24 protein-coding genes and 1 tRNA gene are annotated in these 24698 nt (G+C 71.7%); 5 read left to right on the forward strand and 20 right to left on the reverse strand.

The features are described 5' to 3' along the window. Positions 1–167 precede the first annotated feature (167 nt). The 14 genes from M4D82_RS06865 to pgsA form a co-directional block, all read right to left on the reverse strand. A complete protein-coding gene (locus M4D82_RS06865; RefSeq protein WP_249765189.1) occupies positions 168–725 on the reverse strand; it encodes an adenine phosphoribosyltransferase in 558 nt (185 codons plus the stop codon). Further along, positions 722–1786: a protein translocase subunit SecF gene (gene secF, locus M4D82_RS06870; protein WP_249765190.1), complete on the reverse strand. Its 1065-nt coding sequence runs from the start codon at positions 1784–1786 to the stop codon at positions 722–724. Before secF ends, M4D82_RS06865 begins: the two co-directional genes overlap by 4 nt. A gap of 3 nt (positions 1787–1789) precedes the next feature. Beyond that, positions 1790–3595, reverse strand: a complete 1806-nt coding sequence (gene secD, locus M4D82_RS06875; protein ID WP_249765191.1) for a protein translocase subunit SecD — start codon at positions 3593–3595, stop codon at positions 1790–1792. Positions 3596–3746: 151 nt separating this feature from the next. Continuing rightward, complete coding sequence (gene yajC, locus M4D82_RS06880; RefSeq protein ID WP_249765192.1) at positions 3747–4211, reverse strand: preprotein translocase subunit YajC; 465 nt, start codon at positions 4209–4211, stop codon at positions 3747–3749. A 164-nt stretch (positions 4212–4375) separates the two neighbouring features. Beyond that, complete coding sequence (ruvB, locus tag M4D82_RS06885) at positions 4376–5437, reverse strand: Holliday junction branch migration DNA helicase RuvB (RefSeq protein ID WP_249765193.1); 1062 nt, start codon at positions 5435–5437, stop codon at positions 4376–4378. Positions 5438–5490: 53 nt separating this feature from the next. Next, positions 5491–6123 (reverse strand): Holliday junction branch migration protein RuvA, encoded by a 633-nt coding sequence (gene ruvA / locus M4D82_RS06890; protein ID WP_249765194.1) that lies wholly within the window; start codon positions 6121–6123, stop codon positions 5491–5493. Beyond that, a complete protein-coding gene (gene ruvC / locus M4D82_RS06895; protein WP_249765195.1) occupies positions 6120–6650 on the reverse strand; it encodes a crossover junction endodeoxyribonuclease RuvC in 531 nt (176 codons plus the stop codon). Before ruvC ends, ruvA begins: the two co-directional genes overlap by 4 nt. Before the next feature lie 148 nt (positions 6651–6798). Further along, entirely contained in the window at positions 6799–7551 is a 753-nt protein-coding gene (locus tag M4D82_RS06900; protein WP_249765196.1) for a YebC/PmpR family DNA-binding transcriptional regulator, read from the reverse strand. Positions 7552–7608: 57 nt separating this feature from the next. Next, on the reverse strand, positions 7609–8199 hold the full coding sequence (gene pdxT, locus M4D82_RS06905) for a pyridoxal 5'-phosphate synthase glutaminase subunit PdxT (protein ID WP_249765197.1): 591 nt from the start codon (positions 8197–8199) through the stop codon (positions 7609–7611). An 8-nt stretch (positions 8200–8207) separates the two neighbouring features. Continuing rightward, entirely contained in the window at positions 8208–9125 is a 918-nt protein-coding gene (gene pdxS, locus M4D82_RS06910; protein ID WP_283844450.1) for a pyridoxal 5'-phosphate synthase lyase subunit PdxS, read from the reverse strand. A 182-nt stretch (positions 9126–9307) separates the two neighbouring features. After that, the gene (locus tag M4D82_RS06915; RefSeq protein WP_249765198.1) at positions 9308–9850 is read right to left on the reverse strand and encodes a hypothetical protein; all 543 of its coding nucleotides are present in this window, start codon (positions 9848–9850) and stop codon (positions 9308–9310) included. A 112-nt stretch (positions 9851–9962) separates the two neighbouring features. Beyond that, complete coding sequence (locus M4D82_RS06920) at positions 9963–11123, reverse strand: glycosyltransferase family 4 protein (protein WP_249765199.1); 1161 nt, start codon at positions 11121–11123, stop codon at positions 9963–9965. Beyond that, positions 11123–12025, reverse strand: a complete 903-nt coding sequence (locus M4D82_RS06925; RefSeq protein ID WP_249765200.1) for a phosphatidylinositol mannoside acyltransferase — start codon at positions 12023–12025, stop codon at positions 11123–11125. The genes M4D82_RS06920 and M4D82_RS06925 overlap by 1 nt, the downstream gene beginning before the upstream one ends. Next, on the reverse strand, positions 12025–12684 hold the full coding sequence (gene pgsA / locus M4D82_RS06930; RefSeq protein WP_249765201.1) for a phosphatidylinositol phosphate synthase: 660 nt from the start codon (positions 12682–12684) through the stop codon (positions 12025–12027). Before pgsA ends, M4D82_RS06925 begins: the two co-directional genes overlap by 1 nt. Before the next feature lie 275 nt (positions 12685–12959). Here pgsA and M4D82_RS06935 point away from each other — a divergent pair, with 275 nt between their 5' ends. From M4D82_RS06935 to M4D82_RS06945, 3 genes are all read left to right on the forward strand, one after another. After that, complete coding sequence (locus M4D82_RS06935; protein ID WP_249765202.1) at positions 12960–15173, forward strand: elongation factor G-like protein EF-G2; 2214 nt, start codon at positions 12960–12962, stop codon at positions 15171–15173. A 159-nt stretch (positions 15174–15332) separates the two neighbouring features. Then, positions 15333–17015, forward strand: coding sequence for an AbeC-like domain-containing protein (locus tag M4D82_RS06940; protein ID WP_502989051.1), 1683 nt, complete (start codon positions 15333–15335; stop codon positions 17013–17015). Between the two features lie 76 nt (positions 17016–17091). Further along, positions 17092–17505: a DnaJ family domain-containing protein gene (locus M4D82_RS06945; RefSeq protein WP_249765204.1), complete on the forward strand. Its 414-nt coding sequence runs from the start codon at positions 17092–17094 to the stop codon at positions 17503–17505. Positions 17506–17515: 10 nt separating this feature from the next. Here M4D82_RS06945 and M4D82_RS06950 read toward each other — a convergent pair whose 3' ends face one another. After that, complete coding sequence (locus M4D82_RS06950) at positions 17516–18076, reverse strand: HIT family protein (RefSeq protein ID WP_249765205.1); 561 nt, start codon at positions 18074–18076, stop codon at positions 17516–17518. Positions 18077–18157: 81 nt separating this feature from the next. Then, positions 18158–20134 carry a threonine--tRNA ligase gene (thrS, locus tag M4D82_RS06955; protein ID WP_249765206.1) on the reverse strand — a complete coding sequence of 659 codons (1977 nt, stop codon included), beginning with the start codon at positions 20132–20134 and terminating at the stop codon, positions 18158–18160. Between the two features lie 157 nt (positions 20135–20291). Between thrS and M4D82_RS06960 the strand changes: the two genes are divergently transcribed. Then, a complete protein-coding gene (locus tag M4D82_RS06960) occupies positions 20292–20795 on the forward strand; it encodes a GNAT family N-acetyltransferase (RefSeq protein ID WP_249765207.1) in 504 nt (167 codons plus the stop codon). A gap of 9 nt (positions 20796–20804) precedes the next feature. Here M4D82_RS06960 and M4D82_RS06965 read toward each other — a convergent pair whose 3' ends face one another. After that, positions 20805–22025, reverse strand: coding sequence for a hypothetical protein (locus tag M4D82_RS06965; protein WP_249765208.1), 1221 nt, complete (start codon positions 22023–22025; stop codon positions 20805–20807). Next, complete coding sequence (locus tag M4D82_RS06970) at positions 22025–22603, reverse strand: DUF4365 domain-containing protein (RefSeq protein ID WP_249765209.1); 579 nt, start codon at positions 22601–22603, stop codon at positions 22025–22027. The genes M4D82_RS06965 and M4D82_RS06970 overlap by 1 nt, the downstream gene beginning before the upstream one ends. A gap of 222 nt (positions 22604–22825) precedes the next feature. Here M4D82_RS06970 and M4D82_RS06975 point away from each other — a divergent pair, with 222 nt between their 5' ends. Continuing rightward, entirely contained in the window at positions 22826–23551 is a 726-nt protein-coding gene (locus tag M4D82_RS06975) for a 3'-5' exonuclease (protein WP_249765210.1), read from the forward strand. Between the two features lie 59 nt (positions 23552–23610). Here the strand turns inward: M4D82_RS06975 and M4D82_RS06980 are convergent. Then, positions 23611–23682, reverse strand: a tRNA-Val gene (locus M4D82_RS06980). Between the two features lie 38 nt (positions 23683–23720). Then, positions 23721–24194, reverse strand: coding sequence for an SRPBCC family protein (locus M4D82_RS06985; RefSeq protein ID WP_249765211.1), 474 nt, complete (start codon positions 24192–24194; stop codon positions 23721–23723). Positions 24195–24698: the final 504 nt, after the last annotated feature.

A 24698-nucleotide genomic window follows, 5' to 3' on the forward strand; every position in this document is an offset into this window, starting at 1 on the left:
CCCGGTCAGGTCCGGATAACCCATGGTAGCGAGGGTTCCGCCGGCCCGTTCCCCCGCGCCCGTCCGGCGAGACGGCGCCCCCGTACGCGGCCGTGGAGCGCCCGTATGACGAAGCGGCGGGCACCCGGGAGGTTCCGGGTGCCCGCCGCTTCGGGTCGTGCGGGGGGTCAGACCACGATCAGCGCGTCCAGCGGCGCCCCGGCGAGGGTGCCGGTGAGCCGTTCGCGGCCCGGGAGGAAGGACAGCTCCATCAGGACCGCCACTCCCGCGACCTCCGCGCCGGCCCGCCGGATCAGCTCCAGCGAGGCTTCGGCGGTGCCGCCGGTGGCCAGGACGTCGTCGATGACCATGACCCGGTCACCGGCGGAGAGGTCCTCGGCGTGGACCTCGATCTCCGCGCTGCCGTACTCCAGCTCGTAGGACTGGGCGAGCGTGGCACCGGGGAGCTTGCCGGCCTTGCGGACCGGCACGAAGCCGATGCCCGCCTGGACGGCGACGGGGGCGGCGAGGATGAAGCCGCGCGCCTCCAGGCCGACGATCTTCGTCGCGCCGTACCGGCCGGCGAGGTCCACCAGCGCCTGGGTGAGCGCGCCGAAGGCCTTCGGGTCGGCCAGCAGCGGGGTGATGTCCTTGAACATCACGCCCGGCTTCGGGTAGTCCGGGACGTCCTTGATCCGGGCGAGCAGCAGCTCGCGGATCTCGGGGGTGCAGGGCGCGGTGGTCACCGGCGACGCCTCCCCTGGCCGCCCTGGCCCACGACCTGCGGCGCGTCCCCGGAGGCGTCGTCCGCGTCGTCCTCGGGCGACTCGCCCTTGGCGGCGGCGGCCGCGCGCTTGGCGAGGACGCGCTTCTTCAGCGCCTTCATCGCCGGCTCGCGCTCCTTCAGGTCCACGACCAGCGGGGTCGCGATGAAGATCGAGGAGTACGCACCGGCCGCGAGGCCGACGAACAGCGACAGCGAGATGTCGTTGAGCATGCCCGCGCCCAGGAAGCCGCCGCCGATGAACAGCAGCGCGGCGACGGGCAGCAGCGCGACGACGGTCGTGTTGATGGAGCGGACCAGCGTGCCGTTGATGCTGCGGTTGGCGATCTCGCTGAAGGTGAAGCGGGTCTGCTTCGTGATGTCCTTCGAGCCCTCCTTGAGACCGTCGAAGACGACGACGGTGTCGTAGAGGGAGTAACCGAGGATCGTGAGCAGACCGATCACGGTGCCCGGGGTGACCTCGAAGCCGACCAGCGCGTACACGCCGACGGTGATGGTGAGGTCGTGGACGAGCGCGATCAGCGCGGCGACGGCCATCCGCCACTCGAAGGCGATGGCCAGGTAGATCACCACGAGGATCATGAAGATGCCGAGGCCGGTCCACGCCTTGTTGGCGATCTGCTCGCCCCAGCTCGGGCCGACCAGGTCCGCGTTGATCTGCGCCGCGTCGACCTTGAAGTCGGTCGCGAGCTGCTTCTTCACGGACGCGGCGTCGTTCGTGTCCAGACCGGAGATCTGGATGCGCATGCCGCCGCTGCCGAGCTCCTGGACGATCGCGTCGTGGCCGGAGGCCTTCTCCGCGGCCTCGGTCGCCTGGGCGACGGAGACGGCCGCCTTCGGGGTGGTGAAGACGGCACCGCCCTTGAACTCGATGCCCATGTTGAGGCCCTGAACGGCCAGGGCCGCGATCGCCGTGATGGTGATCAGGATGGAAACGCCGTACCAGAGAAAACGCTTGCCGACGAAGTCGTACCCGACCTCACCTCGGTACAGCCTGGCGCCGAGATCTCCCAGCTTCGACATCTCTCACGCCTCCTTTGCGTCGACGGGGGCGGGGACGGGACCGCTGCGGCGCGACCGGCGCAGCGGCGGCTTGGCGCCGAGCCGCTCGGGGTCGAGCCCGGACCACGGGTGACCGCTGGAGAAGAACTTCGTGCGCGCGAGCAGCGTCATGACGGGCTTGGTGAAGAGGAACACCACGACCACGTCGAGCAGGGTGGTCAGACCCAGCGTGAACGCGAAGCCCTGGACCTTGCCGACGGTGACGATGAAGAGCACCGCGGCGGCGAGGAAGGACACGAAGTCGGAGACCAGGATGGTGCGACGGGCGCGCGGCCAGGCGCGCTCGACGGCCGGACGCAGGGTGCGGCCCTCGCGGATCTCGTCGCGGATGCGCTCGAAGTACACGATGAACGAGTCCGCCGTGATGCCGATGGCGACGATCGCGCCACAGACGGCGGGCAGGTTCAGGGCGAAGCCGATGCCCTTGCCGAGCAGCGCCATGATCGTGTACGTGAGGATCGCGGACACCAGGAGGCTGATGATCGCGATGAAGGCCAGACCGCGGTAGTACACCAGCAGGTAGATCACGACGAGGGCGAGGCCGATGGCGCCGGCCAGCAGACCGGCCTTCAACTGCTCGCCGCCGAGCGCGGCGGTGACGGTGGTGACGCTGTCCTCCTGGAAGGACAGCGGCAGGGCGCCGTAGGAGAGCATGTTGCCCAGGTCCTGGGCGCTCTGCTGGGTGAAGCCGCCGGAGATCTCGGCGTTGCCGCCGGTCAGCGCCTGGCTGACGGACGGGTCGGAGATGACCTCGCCGTCGAGCACGATCGCGAACTGGTTCTGCGGGGACTGCTTGGTGGCGAGCTCACCGGTGATCTTGGCGAACTTGTCGGCGCCCTTGTCGGTGAACTGCATCGTGACGATCCACATGCCGCGCTGCGGGTCGATGACGCCCTTGGCGTCCTTGACGTCCTGGCCGTTGACCTGGGCCGGGCCCAGGACCCACTTGCCCCAGACGTCGCCGCGCTTGCCGCAGGCGATCATCGGGTCCTCGGGCTTGGCGCCCTGGTTCGCGGCGGTGCGCTGGGCCTCGTTCGTGCAGTCCAGGGCGACGAAGCGGGCCTGGAGGTCGGCGACGGCGGGGTCCACGGGCGGCGCGCTCGGGACGGGGGTCCCGGGGGCCGACGCGGAGGGGGTCGCCTTGTTGTCGTCTGCCTTCTTCGACTCGCTCGCCGAGGGCGAGGGAGTGGGGGCGTTCGGGGCCTTGAGGGCCTCACTGAGCACGCGACCCTGGGAAGTGGCGCTGGACGACGGGGTGGCCGACGCGGAGGGCTTGCCGCTGCCTTCGGCCTTGGGGGCTCCGGATCCGCTCGCGGAGGGGGTCGGGGACGTGCTCGGCTTCGGCTCGGGCGCGGGGGCGCCGTCGGCGAAGGCCAGCACGGGGCGGAAGTACAGCTGGGCGGTGGTGCCGACCTGCTCGCGCGCCTGCTGCTCGTTCATCCCCTTGGGGATGTTCACGATGATGTGGTCCGTGCCCTGCTTTTGGACCTCGGCCTCCGAGACGCCGAGACCGTTGACGCGACGCTCGATGATGCCGATCGCCGTGTTCATGTTGGTCTCGTTGACCGCGTCGGGCTTGCCGGGCTCGCTCTTGGCCTTGAGCGTGATGCTCGTGCCGCCCGCGAGGTCGATGCCCAGACGAGGGGTCGTCTGCTTCGTGAGGAACATCCCCGCGGTGAGCGCCACCATCGCGATCAGGATGATGGCCAGGGCACGCCCCGGCCTCCCCTGAGCCCCCGTGGGCCGCCGGCCCTTCTTCGGTGCTGCCACCTTGTCGTTTCTCCCTGTCCAACCGTCCCGCGCCGGGTCAGCACGCGGACGGCCACGAAATGTGTGGTGGGGACCCCTGCCCCCCGCAGAAGTTCACTGCGGGCACCGCGACGGCCGCCGGTCAGGCGCCGTCGCGGTGCCCGGCCGGACGCTACTTGGCGCCGGCCTCGCCGTCGGACTTGCCGTCCTTGGGCTCGTCGCTCTTGCCCAGGTCGAGCTTGGGGGTCTCGTCGGCGTCGCCGTCCTTCGACAGGTCCGTCTTCGGGGACTCGGCCTCGGTCAGCGAGGAGGCGTCGTCCGGGACGACCGGCGCGTCGTCGGTGAGGGCGTCGGGCAGGCCGTGGACGATGCGGTTGTACTCCTCGTCCTCCAGCACGGCGCCGATGGAGTTCTTCGCGTAGATCGCGTGGACGCCGGGGGCCACCTCAAGGGTGACGGTGTCCTCACCGATCTCCTTCACCGTGGCGTACATGCCGCCGATGGTGCGGACACCGGTACCGGGCGTCATTTCGTTGCGCATCTGCGCGGCCGCCTGCTGCTTCTTCTTGGCGGAGCGGGTCATCAGGAACATCGCCCCGATGAGCACGATGAACGGGAGGAGTGTCACGAGATTCACGGGACGGAGATCCTTCGCACGACCGCAAGGGAGGCGGCCTTCTTCTACGGGGGTGGGCACGCCGACCTGAAGGGTCGGCATCGGCGGAGTCTAGGCGAGTCCGCACCGATGGAACAACGCCCAGCATGGCACCGCAGTTCCTGACCGGGGAAACGTCCGCGCCGTCAGGCCCCGAACAGGCCCTGTTGTCCGCTTGATCCACTGCCCGGTCCGGTGGGGGGAACGAGCCCCAGGTGGGCCCATGCGGCAGGGGTCGCGACCCGCCCCCGGGGGGTACGGGCGAGCAGCCCTTCCCGGACGAGGAACGGCTCGGCGACCTCCTCGACGGTTTCGCGCTCCTCGCCGACGGCCACGGCGAGGGTGGACAGGCCGACGGGACCGCCGCCGAAGAGCTTGAGCAGGGCCTCCAGCACGGCCCGGTCCAGCCGGTCGAGACCGCGCGCGTCCACCTCGTAGACCTGGAGGGCGGTTCCGGCGACCTCGCGGGTGATCACCCCGTCGGCCCGTACCTGGGCGTAGTCGCGGACGCGGCGCAGCAGCCGGTTGGCGATGCGGGGCGTGCCGCGCGAGCGGCCGGCGATCTCGGCGGCGCCGGCGGTGTCGATCTCCACGTCGAGCAGGCGCGCGGAGCGGTGGACGACGCGCTCCAGCTCCTCGGGGGCGTAGAACTCCATGTGGCCGGTGAAGCCGAAGCGGTCGCGCAGCGGTGGGGGCAGCAGGCCGGCGCGGGTGGTGGCGCCGACGAGGGTGAAGGGCGGCAGCTCCAGGGGGATGGCGGTGGCTCCGGGGCCCTTGCCGACGATGACGTCGACGCGGAAGTCCTCCATGGCCATGTAGAGCATCTCCTCGGCGGGCCGGGACATGCGGTGGATCTCGTCGAGGAAGAGGACCTCGCCCTCCTGGAGGGAGGAGAGGATCGCGGCGAGGTCGCCGGCGTGCTGGATGGCGGGGCCGGAGGTGATCCGGATCGGGGCCCCCATCTCGGCGGCGATGATCATCGAGAGGGTGGTCTTGCCGAGGCCGGGGGCGCCGGAGAGCAGGACGTGGTCGGCGGTGGCGCCGCGCTGACGGGCCGCCTTCAGAACGAGGTCGAGCTGTTGGCGGACCTTCTCCTGGCCGACGAACTCGCCGAGGTCCTTCGGGCGCAGCGCGGCCTCGACGGCGGTGTCCTCGCCGTCGGCGGCGGGCGCCACGATCCGCTCGTCGCTCTCGTCATACCCGTTCACGGTGTCTGTCTGCCTTCTCGGTCGGTACGGGGGTCCCTGCGCCGGGCGCGCGCTCAGCGGGCCCGGTTGAGGGACTGGAGGGCGGCGCGCAGGAGCTGCGGAACGGGGGCGGAGCCGCCGGCGGCGATGGCCTCCTCGGCCTGCGGGGCCACGGCGGCGACGGCCTCGTCGGCCTCGCGGGCGGCGTAGCCGAGGCCGATGAGCGCGGCCTGGAGCTGCTCGGTCCACGGGGCGGGGCCGGTGGCGGCGGCGCGCTGGGCGCCGACGAGTCCGCTCGCGCCCAGCGGGGTGCCGAGCTTGCCCTTGAGCTCCAGCAGCAGCTTCTGGGCGCCCTTCTTGCCGATGCCGGGCACCGCCATCAGTGCCTTCTCGTCGCCGGTGGAGACCGCGAGGCGCAGCGCGTCGGGGCTGTGGGCGCCGAGCATGGCCTGCGCGAGGCGCGGTCCGACGCCGCTCGCGGTCTGGAGCAGCTCGAAGACCTGGCGTTCGTCGTCGTCGGCGAAGCCGTACAGGGTCAGCGAGTCCTCGCGCACGACCAGGGAGGTGGCCAGCCGGGCCGGCTCGCCCGTGCGCAGGCCGGCGAGGGTGTTGGGCGTGCAGTGGACGGCCATGCCCACTCCGCCGACCTCGATGACGGCCTGGGTGGGGGCGAGGGCGGCCACCTGGCCGCTGACGAACGCGATCATCGGGTACGGCCTTTCGAGGCGTGCTGGGCGACCGCCCGCTGGAGGCGGCTTTGAGCGGGGGCCCGCCAGATGTGGCAGATGGCGAGCGCGAGGGCGTCGGCGGCGTCGGCCGGTTTGGGTGGGGCGGCCAGCCGCAGCAGGCGGGTCACCATCGCCCCGACCTGTGCCTTGTCGGCGCGGCCGGTGCCGGTGACGGCTGCCTTGACCTCGCTGGGGGTGTGCAGGGCGACGGGTATGCCCCGGCGGGCGGCGCACAGCATGGCGACGGCGCTGGCCTGGGCGGTGCCCATGACGGTGCTGACGTTGTGCTGGCTGAAGACCCGCTCGACGGCGACGACTTCGGGGCGGTGCGCGTCGAGCCATTCCTCGATGCCGCGCTCGATGGCGACGAGCCGATCGCCGAGCTCCGCCTCCACGGGCGTGCGGACGACGCCGACGCCGATCATCGTCAGGGGCCGGCCGGCGACCCCCTCGACGACCCCGACACCGCACCGGGTCAGCCCCGGGTCCACTCCGAGTACGCGCACCGCCCACCCCCCTTTGTCGATCGCCTGTGCGTGCCCGTGCAGGCTATCGGGCGTCACTGACATCCGGTGTCACCGACAAAGCGACGGGCCGACAGGGTGTGTCCTGTCGGCCCGTCGCGTCGATCGGGAGATCGGAGGCTCGGGAGGGTCAGGCGTCGACCTTGGCCATGACCTCGTCCGAGACGTCGAAGTTGGCGAAGACGTTCTGGACGTCGTCGCTGTCCTCCAGCGCATCGATCAGCTTGAAGATCTTGCGCGCGCCCTCTTCGTCCAGCTCGACCTGCATGGTCGGCAGGAAGTTCGAGTCGGCCGAGTCGTAGTCGATGCCCGCCTCCTGGAGCGCGGTGCGGACCGCGACCATGTCGGTGGCCTCGCTGATGATCTCGAAGCTGTCGCCGAGGTCGTTGACCTCCTCGGCACCGGCCTCCAGGACCGTCTCCAGCACGTCGTCCTCGGAGAGCTCGCCCTTGGGCAGGATGACGACGCCCTTGCGGTTGAACAGGTACGAGACCGAGCCCGGGTCCGCCATGGAGCCGCCGTTGCGGGTCATGGCGACGCGCACGTCGGAGGCGGCACGGTTGCGGTTGTCGGTGAGGCACTCGATGAGCACCGCGACACCGTTCGGACCGTAGCCCTCGTACATGATCGTCTCGTAGTCGGCGCCGCCGGCCTCCAGGCCGCCGCCGCGCTTGACCGCGGAGTCGATGTTCTTGTTCGGGACCGAGCTCTTCTTGGCCTTCTGCACGGCGTCGAAGAGGGTCGGGTTGCCGTCGATGTCGGCACCACCCATACGGGCCGCGACCTCGATGTTCTTGATCAGCTTCGCGAAGAGCTTGCCGCGCTTGGCATCGATCACGGCCTTCTTGTGCTTCGTCGTAGCCCATTTAGAGTGGCCGGACATCCGCCTGTCTCCTTCGCGTAACCAACAGTGTTCGTCTCCGATCCTACCGGGAGCTCGTCACAGCCCCGCGCGCACCATGTCGACGAAGTACGCGTGCACGCGGTCGTCGCCGGTCAGTTCGGGGTGGAACGAGGTCGCCAGCACGTTGCCCTGGCGCACGGCGACCGTGTGGCCGTCGTACGTCGCGAGCACCTCGGCGCTCGCGCCGACCGACTCGACCCAGGGGGCGCGGATGAAGACGCCCTCGACGGGCCCGCCCGCCACGCCGGCGAAGTCGATCCGCGCCTCGAAGGACTCGTTCTGACGACCGAAGGCGTTGCGGCGCACGATCATGTCGATGCCGCCGAGCGTCTCCTGGTCGTCACGGCCGTCGAGGAGCTTGTCGGCGAGCATGATCATGCCGGCGCAGGTGCCGTAGACGGGCATGCCGGCCTTCACGCGCTCGCGCAGCGGCTCCAGCATGCCGAACAGCACGGCGAGCTTCGACATGGTCGTCGACTCGCCGCCGGGGATCACCAGGGCGTCGACCTCGGCGAGTTCCTCGGGACGCCGGACCGGCCTGGCCACGGCGTCCGCCGCGGCCAGGGCGATCAGGTGCTCCCGTACGTCGCCCTGGAGGGCCAGGACACCAATCACGGGGGTGGTCATGGCAGGGACTACCAGCCGCGGTTGGCGTAGCGCTCGGACTCGGGGAGGGTGTCGCAGTTGATGCCGACCATGGCCTCGCCCAGGTTGCGGGAGGCGTCCGCGATGATCTTCGGGTCGTCGTAGAAGGTGGTGGCCTTCACGATGGCGGCGGCGCGCTTGGCCGGGTCGCCGGACTTGAAGATGCCGGAGCCGACGAAGACGCCCTCGGCGCCGAGCTGGCGCATCAGGGCGGCGTCGGCCGGGGTGGCGACGCCACCGGCGGAGAACAGCACCACCGGGAGCTTGCCGAGCTCGGCGACCTCCTTGACCAGCTCGTACGGGGCGCGCAGCTCCTTGGCGGCGGCGAACAGCTCGTTGTTGTCGAAGCCGCGCAGGCGGGCGATCTCGTTCTTGATCTGGCGCAGGTGACGGACGGCCTCGACGACGTTGCCGGTGCCGGCCTCGCCCTTCGAGCGGATCATGGCCGCGCCCTCGGCGATGCGGCGCAGGGCCTCGCCCAGGTTGGTGGCGCCACAGACGAAGGGGGTGGTGAAGGCCCACTTGTCGGAGTGGTTGACCTCGTCGGCCGGGGTCAGGACCTCGGACTCGTCGATGTAGTCGACGCCGAGGGACTGCAGGACCTGGGCCTCGACGAAGTGGCCGATGCGGGACTTGGCCATGACGGGGATGGAGACCGCGCCGATGATCTCTTCGATCATGTTCGGGTCGGACATGCGGGCCACGCCGCCGTCCTTGCGGATGTCGGCCGGAACCCGCTCCAGGGCCATGACGGCCACCGCGCCGGCGTCCTCGGCGATCTTCGCCTGCTCGGCGTTGACCACGTCCATGATCACGCCGCCCTTGAGCTGCTCGGCCATGCCGCGCTTGACGCGGGAGGTGCCGATGGCCGACTCGAAGGACGGGGAAGAGGTGGGAAGCGTGCTCACGGGTTGACCTCACTCGGAAGGAAGACGGGGTACTACTGGTGGTACCTGGCTGAGAAAACCTCACCGACCAGTCCACTGCAAGGGCCAATGTGGAGCCGGTGGCTCTTCGACTTGTCCCTCGTGGCCCTGGACCGTCCCCGCGCGCCGGCGCCGGAGGGTCGGGCCGACGCGGTCGCAGGGCGTCAGGCGGGCCGGTCCGCGAGGTCCGCCGGGGGCTCGTCGTCCATCTCGAAGGCGAGCGGGAACGGGGCGTGCCCCGCGAGCCTGAACCACCGCACCTTGCGGTGCCGGCGCAGCGCGCGGGCCGCCCGGACCGCGTCGTTGAGGAACCGCCGCGCCATCGGGACCCGGCGCACGGCCGCCGCCAGGTCCTCGGCGGCCGCCTCTCCCCCGGGCGCCGCCTTCAGCACCTCGACCTGGGCGGCGTCCGCGAACACCGCGCGCAGCGCCTGGCTCAGCTCGCTCTCGGCGACCTCGCGGTTCTCCTCCTCGGCCTGCCGGGCCGCGTGCGCGGCCTCGTAGAGCACCAGCGAGGAGGCGGGGTCGAGCGCCCCGGACGTCGCCACCTCCAGCACCACCGACGCCCGCCGCACGAGCTGCGCGTCGAGCGCGGCCCGCGCGGCGTCCATCCGGGTGTGCAGGCGGTCGAGCCGCCCGGCGGTCCAACTGAGGTAGACGCCGACGACACCGAGCGCCACGGCGATCCAGACAAGGTTTTCGATCACGGGCGGCGACACTACCCGTCCGGCCGTCCCCCACGCTCATCCCCGGCGGGCCCGGGGCCACGGGGCCCACGGGGCCACGAGCCGCCGGCCGCGGGCCGTCAGTCGCGGGCCGTCAGTCGCGGGAGAAGCCGAGGCGCGTGCGCAGGGAGACGCGTTCGTCGGCGGCGACGGCCGCCGCGCCGTCCGTGACCGTCTCGTAGACCGCCAGGATGTCCGCGCCGACCGTCGACCAGTCGAAGCGGCGTACGTGCGCCGAGCCGCGCGCGCTCAGCTCCGCGCGCCGGGCCGGGTCGCGCAGCAGGGCGATCGCCGACGCCGCGAGGGAGGCGGCGTCCTCGTTCGCGAACAACTCGCCCGCCGCGCCCTGGTCCAACACCTGGGCGAAGGCGTCGAGGTCGGAGGCCAGCACGGCGGCGCCGGCCGAGAGGGCCTCCACCAGGATGATCCCGAAGCTCTCGCCGCCGGTGTTCGGGGCGACGTAGACGTCGACGCTGCGCAGCAGCCGCGCCTTGTCCTCGTCCGAGACCATGCCGAGGAACTCGACGCGCGCGCGCAGCTCCTCGGGCAGGGAGGCCACGGCCTCCTCCTCGTCGCCCCGGCCGGCCACGAGGAGGCGCACGTCGGGACACGCCTCGACGATCGCCGGGAAGGCCGCCATGAGCACCGGCAGGCCCTTGCGGGGTTCGTCGATGCGGCCGATGAACCCGAGGGTCTGGCCGCCCCACTCCGGCTTCGGCTCGGCGCGCGCGAAGAAGTCCACGTCGACGCCGTTGGGGATGACGACGGCGTCGCCGCCCAGGTGCTCGACGAGCGTGCGGCGCGCGTACTCGCTGACCGCGATCCGGGCGCTGATCTTCTCCAGCGCCGGCTGGAGGATCGGGTACGCCGCGATCATGGCCCGGGAGCGGGGGTTCGAGGTGTGGAACGTCGCCACGATCGGGCCCTGCGCCGCCCAGCAGGACAGCAGCCCCAGCGAGGGCGAGGCGGGCTCGTGGATGTGGATCACGTCGAAGACCCCGTCGTGCAGCCAGCGGCGCACCCGGGCGGCGGAGAGGAAACCGAAGTTCAGGCGGGCCACGGACCCGTTGTACGGCACCGGCACCGCCCGCCCCGCCGAGACCACGTAGGGCGGCAGCGGGGTCTCGTCGTCGGCCGGGGCCAGCACCGACACCTCGTGGCCCAGGCGGATCAGGTGCTCCGCCAGGTCACGGATGTGGAACTGGACGCCGCCCGGGACGTCCCACGAGTACGGGCACACGATGCCGATCTTCACTACGGGCGCTCCTCCAGGTCATCGAGCCACAGGCGCTGGAGCATGTGCCAGTCCTGCGGGTGCTCCGCGATCCCCCGGGCGAACGCGTCGGCGACCGCCTGGGTCATGGCCGCGGTCTTCTCGACCCGCGTCCCGTCCTTCGGCACCTCCACCGCGGGGTGGACGCGGCCGTACAGGTACGGCGCGTCGCCGTAGTACAGGGTGACCGGGAGCAGGATCGCCCCGGTCTGCTGCGCGAGCAGCGCGGGCCCGGCCGGCATCCGCGCCGTCGACCCGAAGAAGTCCACCTCGACCCCGGAGGACGACAGGTCGCGGTCGGCGACCAGACAGATCAGGCCACCGGAGCGCAGCCGGCGGGCGAGGGTGCCGAAGGAGGCGCCGCCGTTGTGCGGGAGGACCTCCATCCCCAGGCTCTCGCGGTAGGCGACGAAGCGGTCGTAGAGGGATTCGGGCTTGAGGCGTTCGGCGACCGTGGTGAAGGGGACGCCGAGGTGGCTCGTGACCCAGGCGCCGGCCAGGTCCCAGTTGGCCAGGTGCGGCAGGGCCGCGACGACGCCCCGGCCCGAGGCTATGGCCTCGCGCAGGACGTGGTCGTCCTGGAGGCGGACCTCCCGCCCGAAGCGCTCCGGGTCCATCGTGGGCAGGCGGAAGGATTCCATCCAGTAGCGCATGTACGAACGCATGCCCGCGTGCGACAGCTCGCGCAGCCGCTCCGGCGTGGCGTCGGGCACCACGCGGGCCAGGTTCGACTCCAGGCGCAGCACGCTCTTGCCGCGCCGCTTCCAGGCCACGTCGGCGATCTTGCGGCCGAGGGCCGCGGCGGCCGGCTCGGGGAGCTTCTTGACGCCCGCCCAGCCGAGCCCGTAGAGACCGTCGACCAGCCTGTCTTGCGTCGCGCCCATCAGCGGGAGCCCCCTTCGGCGGTCGCCGCGTCGGCCTCGGCGGCCTCGCGGCGTACGGTGACCACCCGCTGGATCAGCGTGACGAGCGAGCCCACCGCGACGATCCACAGCGCGACCGGCAGCAGCACCCCGATCCACGAGGGCACCCCGAAGGTCTGGAGCCCCGAGAGACCGGCCGCGACCAGGGAGATCACCAGGCGCTCGGCGCGCTCGATGAGCCCGTTGACGGCGACCGGCAGCCCGATCGACTCGCCGCGAGCCTTGGTGTACGAGACCACCTGGCCGCTGGCCAGGCAGAAGATCGCGACCGCGCACAGCACGTTGTCGGCGCCGGAGCCCGCGTACCAGAGCGCGAGGCCGCCGAAGATCGCCGCGTCGGCGACCCGGTCGAGCGTCGAGTCGAGGAACGCGCCCCACCGGCTGGACGTTCCGGCCTGGCGGGCCATGTTCCCGTCCACCAGGTCGGAGAAGACGAACAGGGTGATGGTGATCGTGCCCCAGAAGAACTCGCCCCGGGGGAAGAAGACCAGCGCTCCCGCCACCACTCCGGCGGTGCCGATGAGGGTGACCGCGTCCGGGCTCACCCCCCGACGGAGCAGAAACGCGGCGAACGGCGTGAGAACACGCGTGAAGAACGCACGCGCGTACTTGTTCAGCATGGCCTTCCCAGAGGGTCGCTGGGCCGCACGGCCACCACGGCCACCGGCTGGCCCATCGTAGCCGGCGGCCCCGGCTCGTCACGCCGCACACCCACCGGTTCGCCCCCGGCAATCCTCGCGCGCCCCCTATGTAAGGGCGGCGTAAGGATCGCGCAGGCGGCGCTTCACGCCGCCTTCCGTGACCGGTACGCCGTATGGACGCGGTGTGACGCCAGTGCAAAGCTCGAAGGACCCCGATCAACCTCCTCACCGCGACACCGGGAGGCACGAGCACCATGGGAGCCACATCACACCAAGCCGGGGCCGCCGGCAGGGCACTGACGGCCGACCGCCCCGCTTCCGTACGGAACGTCGTGCTGGTCGGCCACAGCGGCGCCGGCAAGACCACGCTCGTCGAGGCCCTGGCCCTCACCGCGGGAGCCGTGAACCGGGCCGGTCGGGTCGAGGACGGCACCTCCGTCTCCGACTACGACGACATCGAGCACCGCCGCCGGCGCTCGGTCCAGCTCTCGCTGGTCCCCGTCGAATGGGGCGGCATCAAGATCAACATCCTGGACACCCCCGGATACGCCGACTTCGTCGGCGAACTCAGGGCCGGTCTGCGCGCCGCGGACGCGGCCCTCTTCGTCGTCTCGGCCGCCGACGGGATCGACGGCGCCACCCGCATGGTCTGGGACGAATGCGAGGCCGTCGGCATGCCCCGCGCCATCGTCGTCACCCACATGGAGGCAGCCCGCGCCGATTATTCGCAGATGACCGCCGTCTGCGGCGAGATCTTCGGAGCCGACGACCCCGACGCCGTCATCCCCCTCTACCTCCCCCTGCACGGACCCACCGGACCCGACGGCCACGCCCCCGTCACCGGACTGCTCGGCCTGCTCTCCCGCCGCGTCTACGACTACTCCTCCGGCGAACGCGTCGAACGCGACCCCGACCCCGCCGAGCTGGCCCTCATCGACGACGCCCGCTCCCGCCTCATCGAGGGGATCATCGCCGAGAGCGAGGACGAGAGCCTCATGGACCGCTACCTCGGCGGCGAGGACATCGACCTCAAGACCCTCGTCGACGACCTGGAGCGCGCCGTGGCCCGCGGCACCTTCCACCCCGTCCTGATGGCCGCCCCCGCCGCCGACGGCGCCCGCCAGGGCCTCGGCACCGTCGAACTCCTTGAACTCGTCACCGGCGGCTTCCCCACCCCCCTCGAACGCGCCCCCGTCGCCGTCACCTCCCCCGACGGTGCCTCCCGCCCGGCCGTCACCTGCGACCCCGCCGGACCGCTCCTCGCCGAGGTCGTCAAAACCTCCTCCGACCCCTACGTCGGCCGCGTCTCCCTCGTCCGCGTCTTCTCCGGCACCCTGCGCCCCGAGGCCACCGTGCACGTCAGCGGCCACGGCCTCGCCGACCGCGGCCACGAGGACCGACGACTTCGAGACTCGGACGAACGCATCGGAGCCCTCACGGGCCCCTTCGGCAAACAGCAACGCCCCCTCGGCCAGGTCGTCGCCGGCGACCTGGCCTGCGTGGCCAAACTCACCCGCGCCGAGACCGGCGACACCCTCTCCGACAAGGACGCGCCGCTCCTCATGGAGCCCTGGGCCATGCCCGAGCCCCTGCTGCCGCTGGCCATCGAGGCGCACAGCAAGGCCGACGAGGACAAGCTCTCCCAGGGCCTGGCCCGCCTCGTCGCCGAGGACCCGACCATGCGCCTGGAGCAGAACCCGCACACCCACCAGCTGGTGCTGTGGTGCCTCGGCGAGGCCCACCAGGACCTCGCGCTGGAGCGCCTGCGGACCCGCTACGGAGTCCAGGTCGACCCCGTCCCCCACAAGGTCAGCCTCCGCGAGACCTTCGGCGCCAAGGCCGAGGGCCGCGGCCGGCACGTCAAACAGTCCGGCGGCCACGGCCAGTACGCCATCTGCGAGATCGAGGTCGAGCCCCTGCCCCCCGGCAGCGGCATCGAGTTCGTCGACAAGGTCGTCGGCGGCGCGGTGCCCCGCCAGTTCATCCCGTCCGTGGAGAAGGGCGTACGCGCCCAGGCCGCGCGCGGCGTCGCCGCCGGCTACCCGCTGGTCGACGTACGGATCACCCTGCGCGACGGCAAGGCGCACTCGGTGGACTCCTCCGACGCCGCCTTCCAGACCGCCGGCGCCCTCGCCCTGCGCGAAGCCGCCGCCGACACCCCCATCCACCTGCTGGAACCCGTCGCCGAACTCGACGTACTGGTTCCCGACGAGTACGTCGGCCCCGTCATGAACGACCTCGCCGGCCGCCGGGGCCGCGTCGTCGGCACCGAACAGGCGGGCGCCGGCCGCACCCGCGTACGCGCCGAGGTCCCCGAGATCGAGATCGGCCGCTACCCCGTCGACCTGCGCTCGGTCTCCCACGGCACCGGCCGCTTCAGCCGGACCTACGCCCGCCACGAACCCATGCCCCCACAACTGGCGGACAAGGTGCGCGAACAGGCAGAGAAGGGAAGCAAGTTGACATAGCGCCACGGGTACCGCCCACCCAACCCGCTTGCGGTGGGCGGTATTTCCCTGTCCCATGACCATGGGGCAGGCTGCGCCGATAGGCTTTTCGGCGCGACTCGACGGCACGACAGCACGACAGCACGACACATGCACAGAGGCACGGCGATGGGGGCAGCGGTGGCGGACGACGGTTTCGACTTCAGGCCCGGCGCACAGATTCCACTCCAGGGGGGTGGCGGCCAGACCGCGGCGACCAACGCGCTCGCGTCCGCCGCCTACCGCGACGGCGGCAAGGACACCAAACTCTCCTCCATCCTCACGGCCAACACCGAGAACCACCCGGCGTCCGTGAAGGATCCGAAGATCTCCCTCTTCGAACCCAGCCTCGGCGAGGCCTTCTGCCGCGCCGTCGAGGCCCGCACCCTGAGCCCCGGCCGCAAACCCCTCATCCAGTCCTTCGGCGCCGACCCCCAGACGGTCGTGGAACACTGCCTGGCCGCCTCCCGCATCCGCAAGGAACGCGACCGCAGGCTGCGCCTGATCATGCTGGTCTGCGGCGTGCTGTTCCTGCCCGGCCTGCTGCTGTGGCTCGGCCTCTTCCAACTCCGCAAGACCCTCGCCGACGGCGGCGCCCGCAAGAGCACCTGGATCGGCACCGCCCTGCTCGTCGGCGTGGTCGGCATGGCCGCCGTCCTCCTCTACCGCCTGCTCCAGCGCGAATCCGGCGGCGGGCTCCTGGAGCTGTACCTGCTCGGCGCGCTCGTCGCCCCCGTCCTCGGCTGGTACCTCGCCCGCCGCATCTGCGAGCGCACCGCCGCCGACATGCGCTCCCGCTGGGACGGGCTCCTCGGCGGAGGCGGCGTGGTGACCGCGAAGATCCCGGAGGCGGTCCCCGGCAACCCCGACGAGAAGGCCCGCGAGGACCTGCGCCACCAGCTGGCCAAACTCACCGCCGAGGACCGCAGCAACTCCGTCTTCTACGCCGGCCCCAAGGGCATCCTCGGCATGGGCACCCGCTGGGGCAGCTGGCAGATGGCCGAGGAACTCACCCCCAAGAACGAGGGCGCCGAGATCCACCCGTTCCGCAGCTGGGACGTCATACGCGCGATCGACACCCAGCTGCGCAAGCTGGAGCGCGGCCCCCTGCACACCGGCGGCTTCCCGCCCGCCTCGATCCAGCACTGGATCGTCACCCCCGTCGGCGAAGGCGCCACGGAGGTCGCCCGCCCGACCGGCGAGGACGTGGACACCTTCGTCATCAAGCCCCACGAGATCACCCGGATCTGCAACGAACAGCAGTTCAGCGCCGGCAACCGGCACTACCTCGGCATCCAGTACCCGCTGTGGGACGGCCAGCTCGTCATCACCATGCTGGTGACCGTCACCGTGCTCTACAAGACGCTGCGCGTCGACGTCACCGCCCACGCCCTCGGCCCGGTCGCCGGCCTCTTCACCACGAAGTCCAAGGCCCCGGTGATCGAGGTCCCGAAATCCATCCGCTTCTGGGAGACCGTGGAGCGCCCGCTCCCGCTCGTGGACGCGCAGGAGGTCGTACGTCTCGCCGTACGCGCCCCCCTGACCTGGTACCCGCCACTGCTGGACTACTTCGGCGGCAAGCTGGTCCTCCCCGAGCCGTTCGGCCTGCGCCACGTGTGGGCGGGCTCGATGTGGCGCCACCGCTTCATGGCGGACGACGCCCTGCGCACGGTGGCCCCGGTCCTGCGGGCGGTGCACCAGGCGGCCTTCAGGGTGCTGGAGGAGAACGGCGTGGACACGTCGGCCTTCACCAACCGCTCGTCGATCATGAACGGCCTGATCCAGGAGCCTGCCCCGCGCAAGGCTGACGTGTACGACGCCTGACCGGCGGCGCCGGTTACGCTGACAGGGCAGGGCCGAGGACAGTGCGGGTGGGGCACGAGCCGAGGAGGCACCGACCGTGACGGAACGCAAGCCGCCGGGCGTCAGCTTCGAGTCCTTCGTGGACCGGCAGATCAAGGAAGCCGGCGAACGGGGCGACTTCGAGCGGCTGCCCGGCTTCGGCAAGCCCCTGGCCTCGCTCGACGCGCCCTACGACGAGCTGTGGTGGATCAAGGGGAAGATGCACCGCGAAGGCTTCTCCTCCCTCCCGCCGGCCCTCGCGCTCCGCAAGGAGGCCGAGGACGCGCGGGAGGCCGCCCTGGCCGCCCGCAGCGAGCGCCAGGCGCGGGAGATCCTCACGGAGATCAACGAGAAGATCGCGGCGGCCCTGCGGATGCCCCCGCCGGGGCCCCCGCTGAACCTCACCCCGTTCGACGTCGAGGCCGTCCTCACGCAGCGGCGCGAGGGCCGCACGCCGGACGAAAGGGCCTAGACGACAGGCCCTAGTCGACGGGCCAGGCGTCGGCGAGCATCTGCCGGGTGTCCGCGAGGAGCTGCGGCAGGACCCGCGTGTGGCCGACGATCGGCATGAAGTTCGTGTCCCCGCCCCAGCGGGGCACGATGTGCTGGTGCAGGTGCGCGGCGATGCCGGCGCCGGCGGCCACGCCTTGGTTCATGCCGATGTTGAACCCGTGAGCCCCGGACGCCTTGCGCAGCGCGACCATGGCCCGCTTCGTCAGGTCCGCCAGCTCGGCGGTCTCGGGCCCGTCCAGCTCGGTGTAATCGGCGACGTGCCGGTACGGGACGACCATCAGGTGGCCGCCGTTGTACGGGTAGAGATTCAGCACGGCGTACACGTGCTTGCCCCGCGCCACGACCAGGCCGTCCTGGTCCGACATCTCCGGAATCCCGCAGAAGGGACAGCCGTCCCCGGCCTCGGGGCCGGTCGGCTTGTTCTCGCCCTGGATGTAGGCCATCCGGTGGGGTGTCCACAGACGCTGGAACGCGTCCTGCGTGCCCACACCGATCTGCTGCTCCGGCTCAATCGTCATAGGACGCAGCATATGACCTCGCCCGCGCGAACGAGGAAGGCCCCCGGAAAGTGATCACTTTCCGGGGGCCTCGCGTCATGGACGCCGGGTGGATCAGACCTGGACGCGGTCCGCGACCACCTTGGCGAGCTTCGCCAGCGCCTCGGCCTTGGGAATGCCGTTCTCCTGCGAACCGTCGCGGTAGCGGAAGGAGACGGTGCCCGCGGCCATGTCCTCGTCACCGACGATGATCATGAACGGGACCTTCAACTTCTGCTGGTTCCTGATCTTCTTCTGCATGCGGTCCGAGGACGCGTCCACCTCGACCCGCAGGCCCTGCTTCTTCGCCTCGGCGGCGAATTCCCGCAGGTACTCCACGTGCCCGTCGCCGATCGGGATGCCGACCGCCTGGACCGGGGCCAGCCACGGCGGCATGGCGCCCGCGTAGTGCTCCAGCAGCACCGCGAAGAACCGCTCGATGGAGCCGAACAGCGCACGGTGGATCATGACCGGCCGCTGGCGGGAGCCGTCGGGCGCGGTGTACTCCAGGTTGAAGCGCTCCGGCAGGTTGAAGTCGAGCTGGACGGTCGACATCTGCCAGGTACGGCCGATGGCGTCGCGCGCCTGCACCGAGATCTTCGGACCGTAGAAGGCCGCGCCGCCCGGGTCGGGGGTCAGGGGGAGGCCCTGCTTCTCGGCGACCTGCTGGAGGACGGCGGTGGCTTCCTCCCACACCTCGTCCGAGCCCACGTACTTGACGGGATCCTTGGTCGACAGCTCCAGGTAGAAGTCGGTCAGACCGTAGTCGCGCAGCAGGTTCAGCACGAAGGTGAGCGTGCGGTCGAGTTCCTCGGCCATCTGCTCACGGGTGCAGTAGATGTGCGCGTCGTCCTGGGTGAAGCCCCGGGCGCGGGTCAGGCCGTGCACGACGCCAGACTTCTCGTACCGGTACACGGTGCCGAACTCGAACAGGCGCAGCGGCAGTTCGCGGTAGGAGCGGCCGCGCGCGTCGAAGATCAGGTTGTGCATCGGGCAGTTCATGGGCTTGAGGTAGTAGTCGGTACCACCGTCGAGCTGCATGGGGGGGTACATGCCCTCCGCGTACCAGTCCAGGTGGCCGCTCTTCTCGAAGAGCGCGCCCTTGGTGGCGTGCGGGGAGTAGACGAACTCGTAGCCCTCCTCCTCGTGCCGGCGGCGCGAGTAGTCCTCCATCACCCGGCGGATGATGCCGCCGCGCGGGTGGAAGACGGCGAGGCCGGAGCCGATCTCGTCCGGGATGGAGAAGAGGTCGAGCTCGTTGCCGAGCTTGCGGTGGTCTCGCTTCTCGGCCTCGGCGAGGAAGTCGAGGTGGGCCTTCAGCTCGTCCTTCGAGGGCCAGGCGGTGCCGTAGATGCGCTGGAGCATCGGGTTCTTCTCGCTGCCGCGCCAGTAGGCGGCCGCGTTGCGCATCAGCTTGAACGCCGGGATGTTGCGGGTGGTGGGCAGGTGGGGGCCTCGACAGAGGTCCTTCCAGCACAGCTCGCCGGTCTTGGCGTCGAGGTTGTCGTAGATGGTCAGCTCGCCGCCGCCCACCTCGACGTTCGCGCCGTCGTCGGTCGAGGCCGCGCCCTTGATGCCGATGAGCTCCAGCTTGTACGGCTCGTCGGCGAGCTCCTCGCGGGCCGCCTCGTCGGTGACGACACGGCGGGAGAAGCGCTGGCCGCGCTTCTGGATCTCCTGCATCTTCTTCTCGATGGCCTTCAGGTCCTCCGGAGTGAAGGGCCGGGCCACGTCGAAGTCGTAGTAGAAGCCGTCCCGGACCGGCGGGCCGATGCCCAGCTTGGCCTCGGGGAAGAGCTCCTGCACGGCCTGCGCCATGACGTGCGCGGTCGAGTGGCGCAGGATGTTCAGGCCGTCCTCGGAGGAGATCTCCACCGGCTCGACGGTCTCGCCGTCCTTCACCTCGTACGCGAGGTCCTTGAGCTCTCCCGCGACGCGGGCGGCGACGATGGTGCGCTCGCCGGCGAAGAGGTCCGCCGCCGTAGTGCCCGTGGCCACCACGCGCTCGTCCCGCTCGGAATCGCGTTGGATGATCACACGGACGTCTGACACCGGTCTCTCCTGACTCAGGGGGTGCGCGAGCGATCACTGCGCGCCTGAATCGTACCGAGCCGAGCGGCCCGGCCGCTAAACGGTTACGCCCGGTCCCCTTCCGGGACGTAGCGTACGAGGCCCAGGCCCCGCCCGATCCGTCGAAGGAAGCCGCACCGTGCCGAGCCCCCAGGCCCCCCTGGTCCGCCCGCTGGACCTGACCGACGACGCCACCGCGGCCGCCGTGCACCGGATCGGCCGGGCCGCGTACGCGGTGGAGGCGCAGCTGATCGGCTTCGACGGCATCCCGGCGCTGTCCGAGAGCCTCGACGCGATGCGCGCGCGACCGCTGCGCTGGCTGGGGGCCGTCACCGGGGCGGGCGAGGCGGCGGGCGAGGGGGACGGCGAGGTCGCCGGGTTCCTCGCCTGGGAGGAGGCCGCCGACGGGGGCGTCTGCCTCGACCGGCTCTGCGTGGATCCGGCCTGGTTCCGTCGGGGCGTCGCCTCGCTGCTGCTCGACCACGCGCTGACGGAGCTCTTCCCGGGCCGCGCGGTCGAGGTCACCACGGGCGCGGACAACGCCCCCGCCGTGACCCTCTACCAACGCCTCGGCTTCCGGCGCGGCCCGGACTTCTCCCCCGCCCCGGGCCTGCGCATGGCCTCGTTCACCCTGCGCCCGTAGGCCCCCGCCTCAGTCGTCCGACGGGAGCACCTCCGAGGGGTCGAAGGGCGAGTCCAGGGACTTCATCAGCCGGTCCCGCTCCACCTCGTCCAGGGGGACGGGGGTGACGTCCGTCGCATCGGTGAGCCTGCGGAAGCCACCGCGCCGCTGGAGCCGCCCGGCGAGGCGGATCGGCAGCCCGGCCAGGTGGGCGTGGACGGCGGTCCGGTACGCCTCCTCGTCCAGCGCGGCCCGTACGCGCGGGACCTCCGCGCCGGCCAGCACCCGTAGCCGTACGGTGCCCCCGCCGCCCGACTCCGCGCGCCGCATCCGCACCACCGCCCCCACGATCCGCACGGGGACGGCCGGCTCGTTGCGCGTGTAGCGCTCGGCGGCGTCCCGCAGCACCGGCAGGTCGCCGGGCGAGAACTCCACCGGTTCCGGCCGGGCGGCGCAGCCCGCCGGGACGCCGGCCGCCGGCGCCCAGGCCAGGGTGATCCTGGCCCCTTCGGAGCCACGGACGAGGGCGATCAGGGCGTCGGCCAGTTCCCGGCTGACGCCGGCGGCCACCGCCGCGTCGAAGGCCTCCATCCCGCCGGTGGCCCGCTGGTAGTCGACGGCCTCGCGCGCCGCGTGCAGGGCGTGGTGCAGCCGGGTGACCGGTCCCCGCCCGCCGTCCACGGGGACGTACGCGGTCAGCCGGCGCCCGTCCGGGGAGGGTCCGACGAGGATCCCGTCGAGGGTGCGCTCGGCCTGGGCCTGGTGGCGGGCTCCGTAGTAGCCGGCGCGGGCGCGGTCGGCGAGGGCCGCGGCGAGCAGCGTCCGGCGGGCCGCCGAGCGCAGCTGTTCCTGGACCGGCCAGGCGGCCTCGCCCCGGAACCCGTAGGGCCCCTGCGGCACTTCGCGCTCCCAGCGGATCTCGTCGCCGGGCACGCCCAGGCCGAAGAGGACCTCGCGCGCGGAGGGCAGGCCGCTGCGGGCGAGCGCGGTGAGGGCCTCCTCCAGCAGGTCGACGCAGTCGGGGAAGGCCCGGCTCTCGGGGACGAGCAGGCTGGTGCCGCCGGGGCCGGGCGGGGTCCAGCGTCCGTAGCGGCCGGCCGCTCCCCCGCGCCGCCGCCACCCGTGCCGGCGCAGCAGCGCTCCGAGCACCTGGGGGTCGACGCGTGCGGGATCGGGGGTGGCCGGCGGGGCGAACGGCGCGGTGAAGGGCGGCGCCGACAGTGGTTCGAGGCGGGGCGGTTGCCGGTTCATCAGGGTGTCCCTCCCGACCCGACCCGGGTCATGATCTCGCACAGTGCCCGGTCGTCGAAGATCCGCGTGGTGGGGATCCGTACGGTGGTCCGGCGGCGGCCGGTCACGGGGTGGCCGGCGAGGTTGGTCCAGTAGCAGCAGTGGCGCAGGTCGAGCCGTTCGGGCCCGGCGCTCAGCCACTGGTCCCGCTCGCGCGGGACGAGCATCACGACGAGGATCTTGTGCACCGCGACCGGGGTGCGGGCCAGCTTCACCAGGTGTTCGTTGTCGAGGGTGAAGCCGAAGGTGGTCCCGGTCGGGTGCGGTGGTATCTGGTAGGTCGCCTTCAACTGCACCTTGATGGTCACCTCGTCGTCGACGACGTGTTCGGGGGCGCCGTGGCTGACGTGCCAGTCGATGCCGTTGTCGGGGAAGGGTTGGGACAGCGAGCAGCCGGCCGCGGCGGCGACGGCGTGCAGGTATCCCACCTGAAGGGTCTCCATGCATGCGGTGGTGGCGAGTGTGCCGCGCAGTGGACCGGTCCGCGGACCCGTCCGTTCCTGGAGCACCCCGTCCGGTTCGGACTGTGCGAGCGCCATGGCCGGCTCCCCGTGCCTTCCGGGCTCTGCGGGTGGGAGGGATGGGGTGACGACCGATCACGCGTGCGACCCCCCACGAGAGTTGTCTCCGTACCCGGGTGCCCGCAAACGGCGTACGGGGCAAAGGGCCCGGGTATCACGCAGTCGGGCAGGGGCTGCACGGATCGGGGCGTCGGCGCCCGGGGTGGGCCCCATCTGCCGATCGGGGACGAGGAGTTCGCCATGACGCGCTGGTATGAGGGCCCGCTGGCCGCATTCGACACGGAGACGACCGGGGTGGACGTCGAGCAGGACCGGATCGTGTCCGCCGCGCTCGTCGTGCAGGAGTGTGCGGGCGGCCGGGTCCGCTCCACCCGTTGGCTGGTCAATCCCGGTATTCCGGTGCCCAGGGGCGCCACGGAAGTGCACGGGCTGACCGATGAGCACCTTCAGCGTAACGGCCGTTGGCCGGCGCCGGTGGTGGAGGAGATAGCCCGTGCGCTCGGTGAGCAGCAGGTGGCGGGTCGGCCGTTGGTGGTGATGAACGCGCCGTTCGATCTGACGTTGCTGGACCGGGAGTTGCGTCGGCACCGGGCGTCGTCGCTGACCCGGTACCTGGACAACCGGCCGTTGACGGTGCTGGATCCGCGTGTGTTGGACAAGCACCTGGACCGCTACCGCAAGGGCCGTCGCACGCTGACGGACCTGTGCGCGCACTACGGGATAGACCTGGAGGAGGCACACGACGCCGCGGCGGACGCGCTGGCCTCGTTGGAGGTCGTACGGGCGGTGGGCCGCCGGTTCGCGGCGCGGCTGGAGCGGTTGACGCCGGCGGAGCTGCACACGCTCCAGGCGGTGTGGCACGCGGCGCAGGCGCGCGGGCTCCAGGCGTGGTTCACGCGGCAGGGGACCCCGGAGGCGGTGGATCCGCACTGGCCGCTGCGTCCGGAGGTGTCGCAGGCGGCCTAGCGCACGCGCCGTGCAATGCGGAAGGCCGGTCCGTCTGATGACGGACCGGCCTCTCCCGGTGGGCGATACTGGGATCGAACCAGTGACCCCTTCGGTGTGAACGAAGTGCTCTCCCGCTGAGCTAATCGCCCGGGAACGCACTGAACAATACAAGAGGCTCCGGGTCTGTTCAAACCGCTTCGCGCGGGGCGGCCAGCAGGGCCGCGAGGCCTCGCCGTCCGGCGCGCATCATCATGGCGTGGTTGAGCCGCAGCAGCGGTCGGGCGGGGCCGGACATCCGGCGCAGCGGGTCGGCGCGCACGTCGACCTCCTGCTCGTAGAGCGCCCGCGTGCCGGCGCCGCCGGGTCCGCGGCGGGGGCGTACGGTCCACCGCGCCCAGCCCTCGATGTCCCCGCGCAGCGCCACCTCCAGAACGCCGCGGGTGGGGTCGCGGAGCAGTCCGGTGAGGGTGACGTGGATCCCGTAGGGCAGGACGGAGCGGATCAGCGCGGTGGCGCTGCGCTCGTCGAGGGGCTCGACCTCGCGGACCTGCGGCCACCAGGCGGGGTAGCGTCCGGGGTCTTCGAGCAGGGCGTAGACGCGGGCGGGTGGGGCGTCGAGGTCCCACACGCTGCGGAACCGGTAGTGCGGTCGGCGCTGCATGCGTTCCAGTCTGCTCCGGTCGGCCGGGCGGCGCGGGGGGTTCGCCGGATCACCACCCCACCGGGTACTCAGGGCAGGCCTGAGTACCGATCCGAGTACGCGCGCCCATGTCCTGATGGCGTGACGGGCGCCACACTCCGGGCATGAACTCCCCCTTGCCGCCGGCCGAGGAGCTGACGCTCATCGAGCGTGAGCTGACGCAACTCGATGCCAGGCGCGTGTATTTGACGGCCCGTCGGGACTGGTTGCTGCGGTATGCCTTCGGCCCCGCGTCCGCGTCCCCGTCGCGGCCCGCACCGAGGTCGACCCCGGGGCAGGCCCCGGGCAAGGCCCCGGGCCCCGCCCCGAGCGCCCAGACCGTGCTGCTGACGCTGGGCGCGGTGCTGCTGGCGGTGGCGGCGCTGGCCTTCACCCTCGTCAGCTGGGGTTCGCTCGGCATCGCCGGCCGCTCCGCCGTCCTGGCCGTGCTGACGGCCGCCACCCTCGCGGCCCCCGTCGCGCTGC

The organism is Streptomyces sp. RerS4, from assembly GCF_023515955.1.
Lineage (GTDB): Bacteria > Actinomycetota > Actinomycetes > Streptomycetales > Streptomycetaceae > Streptomyces.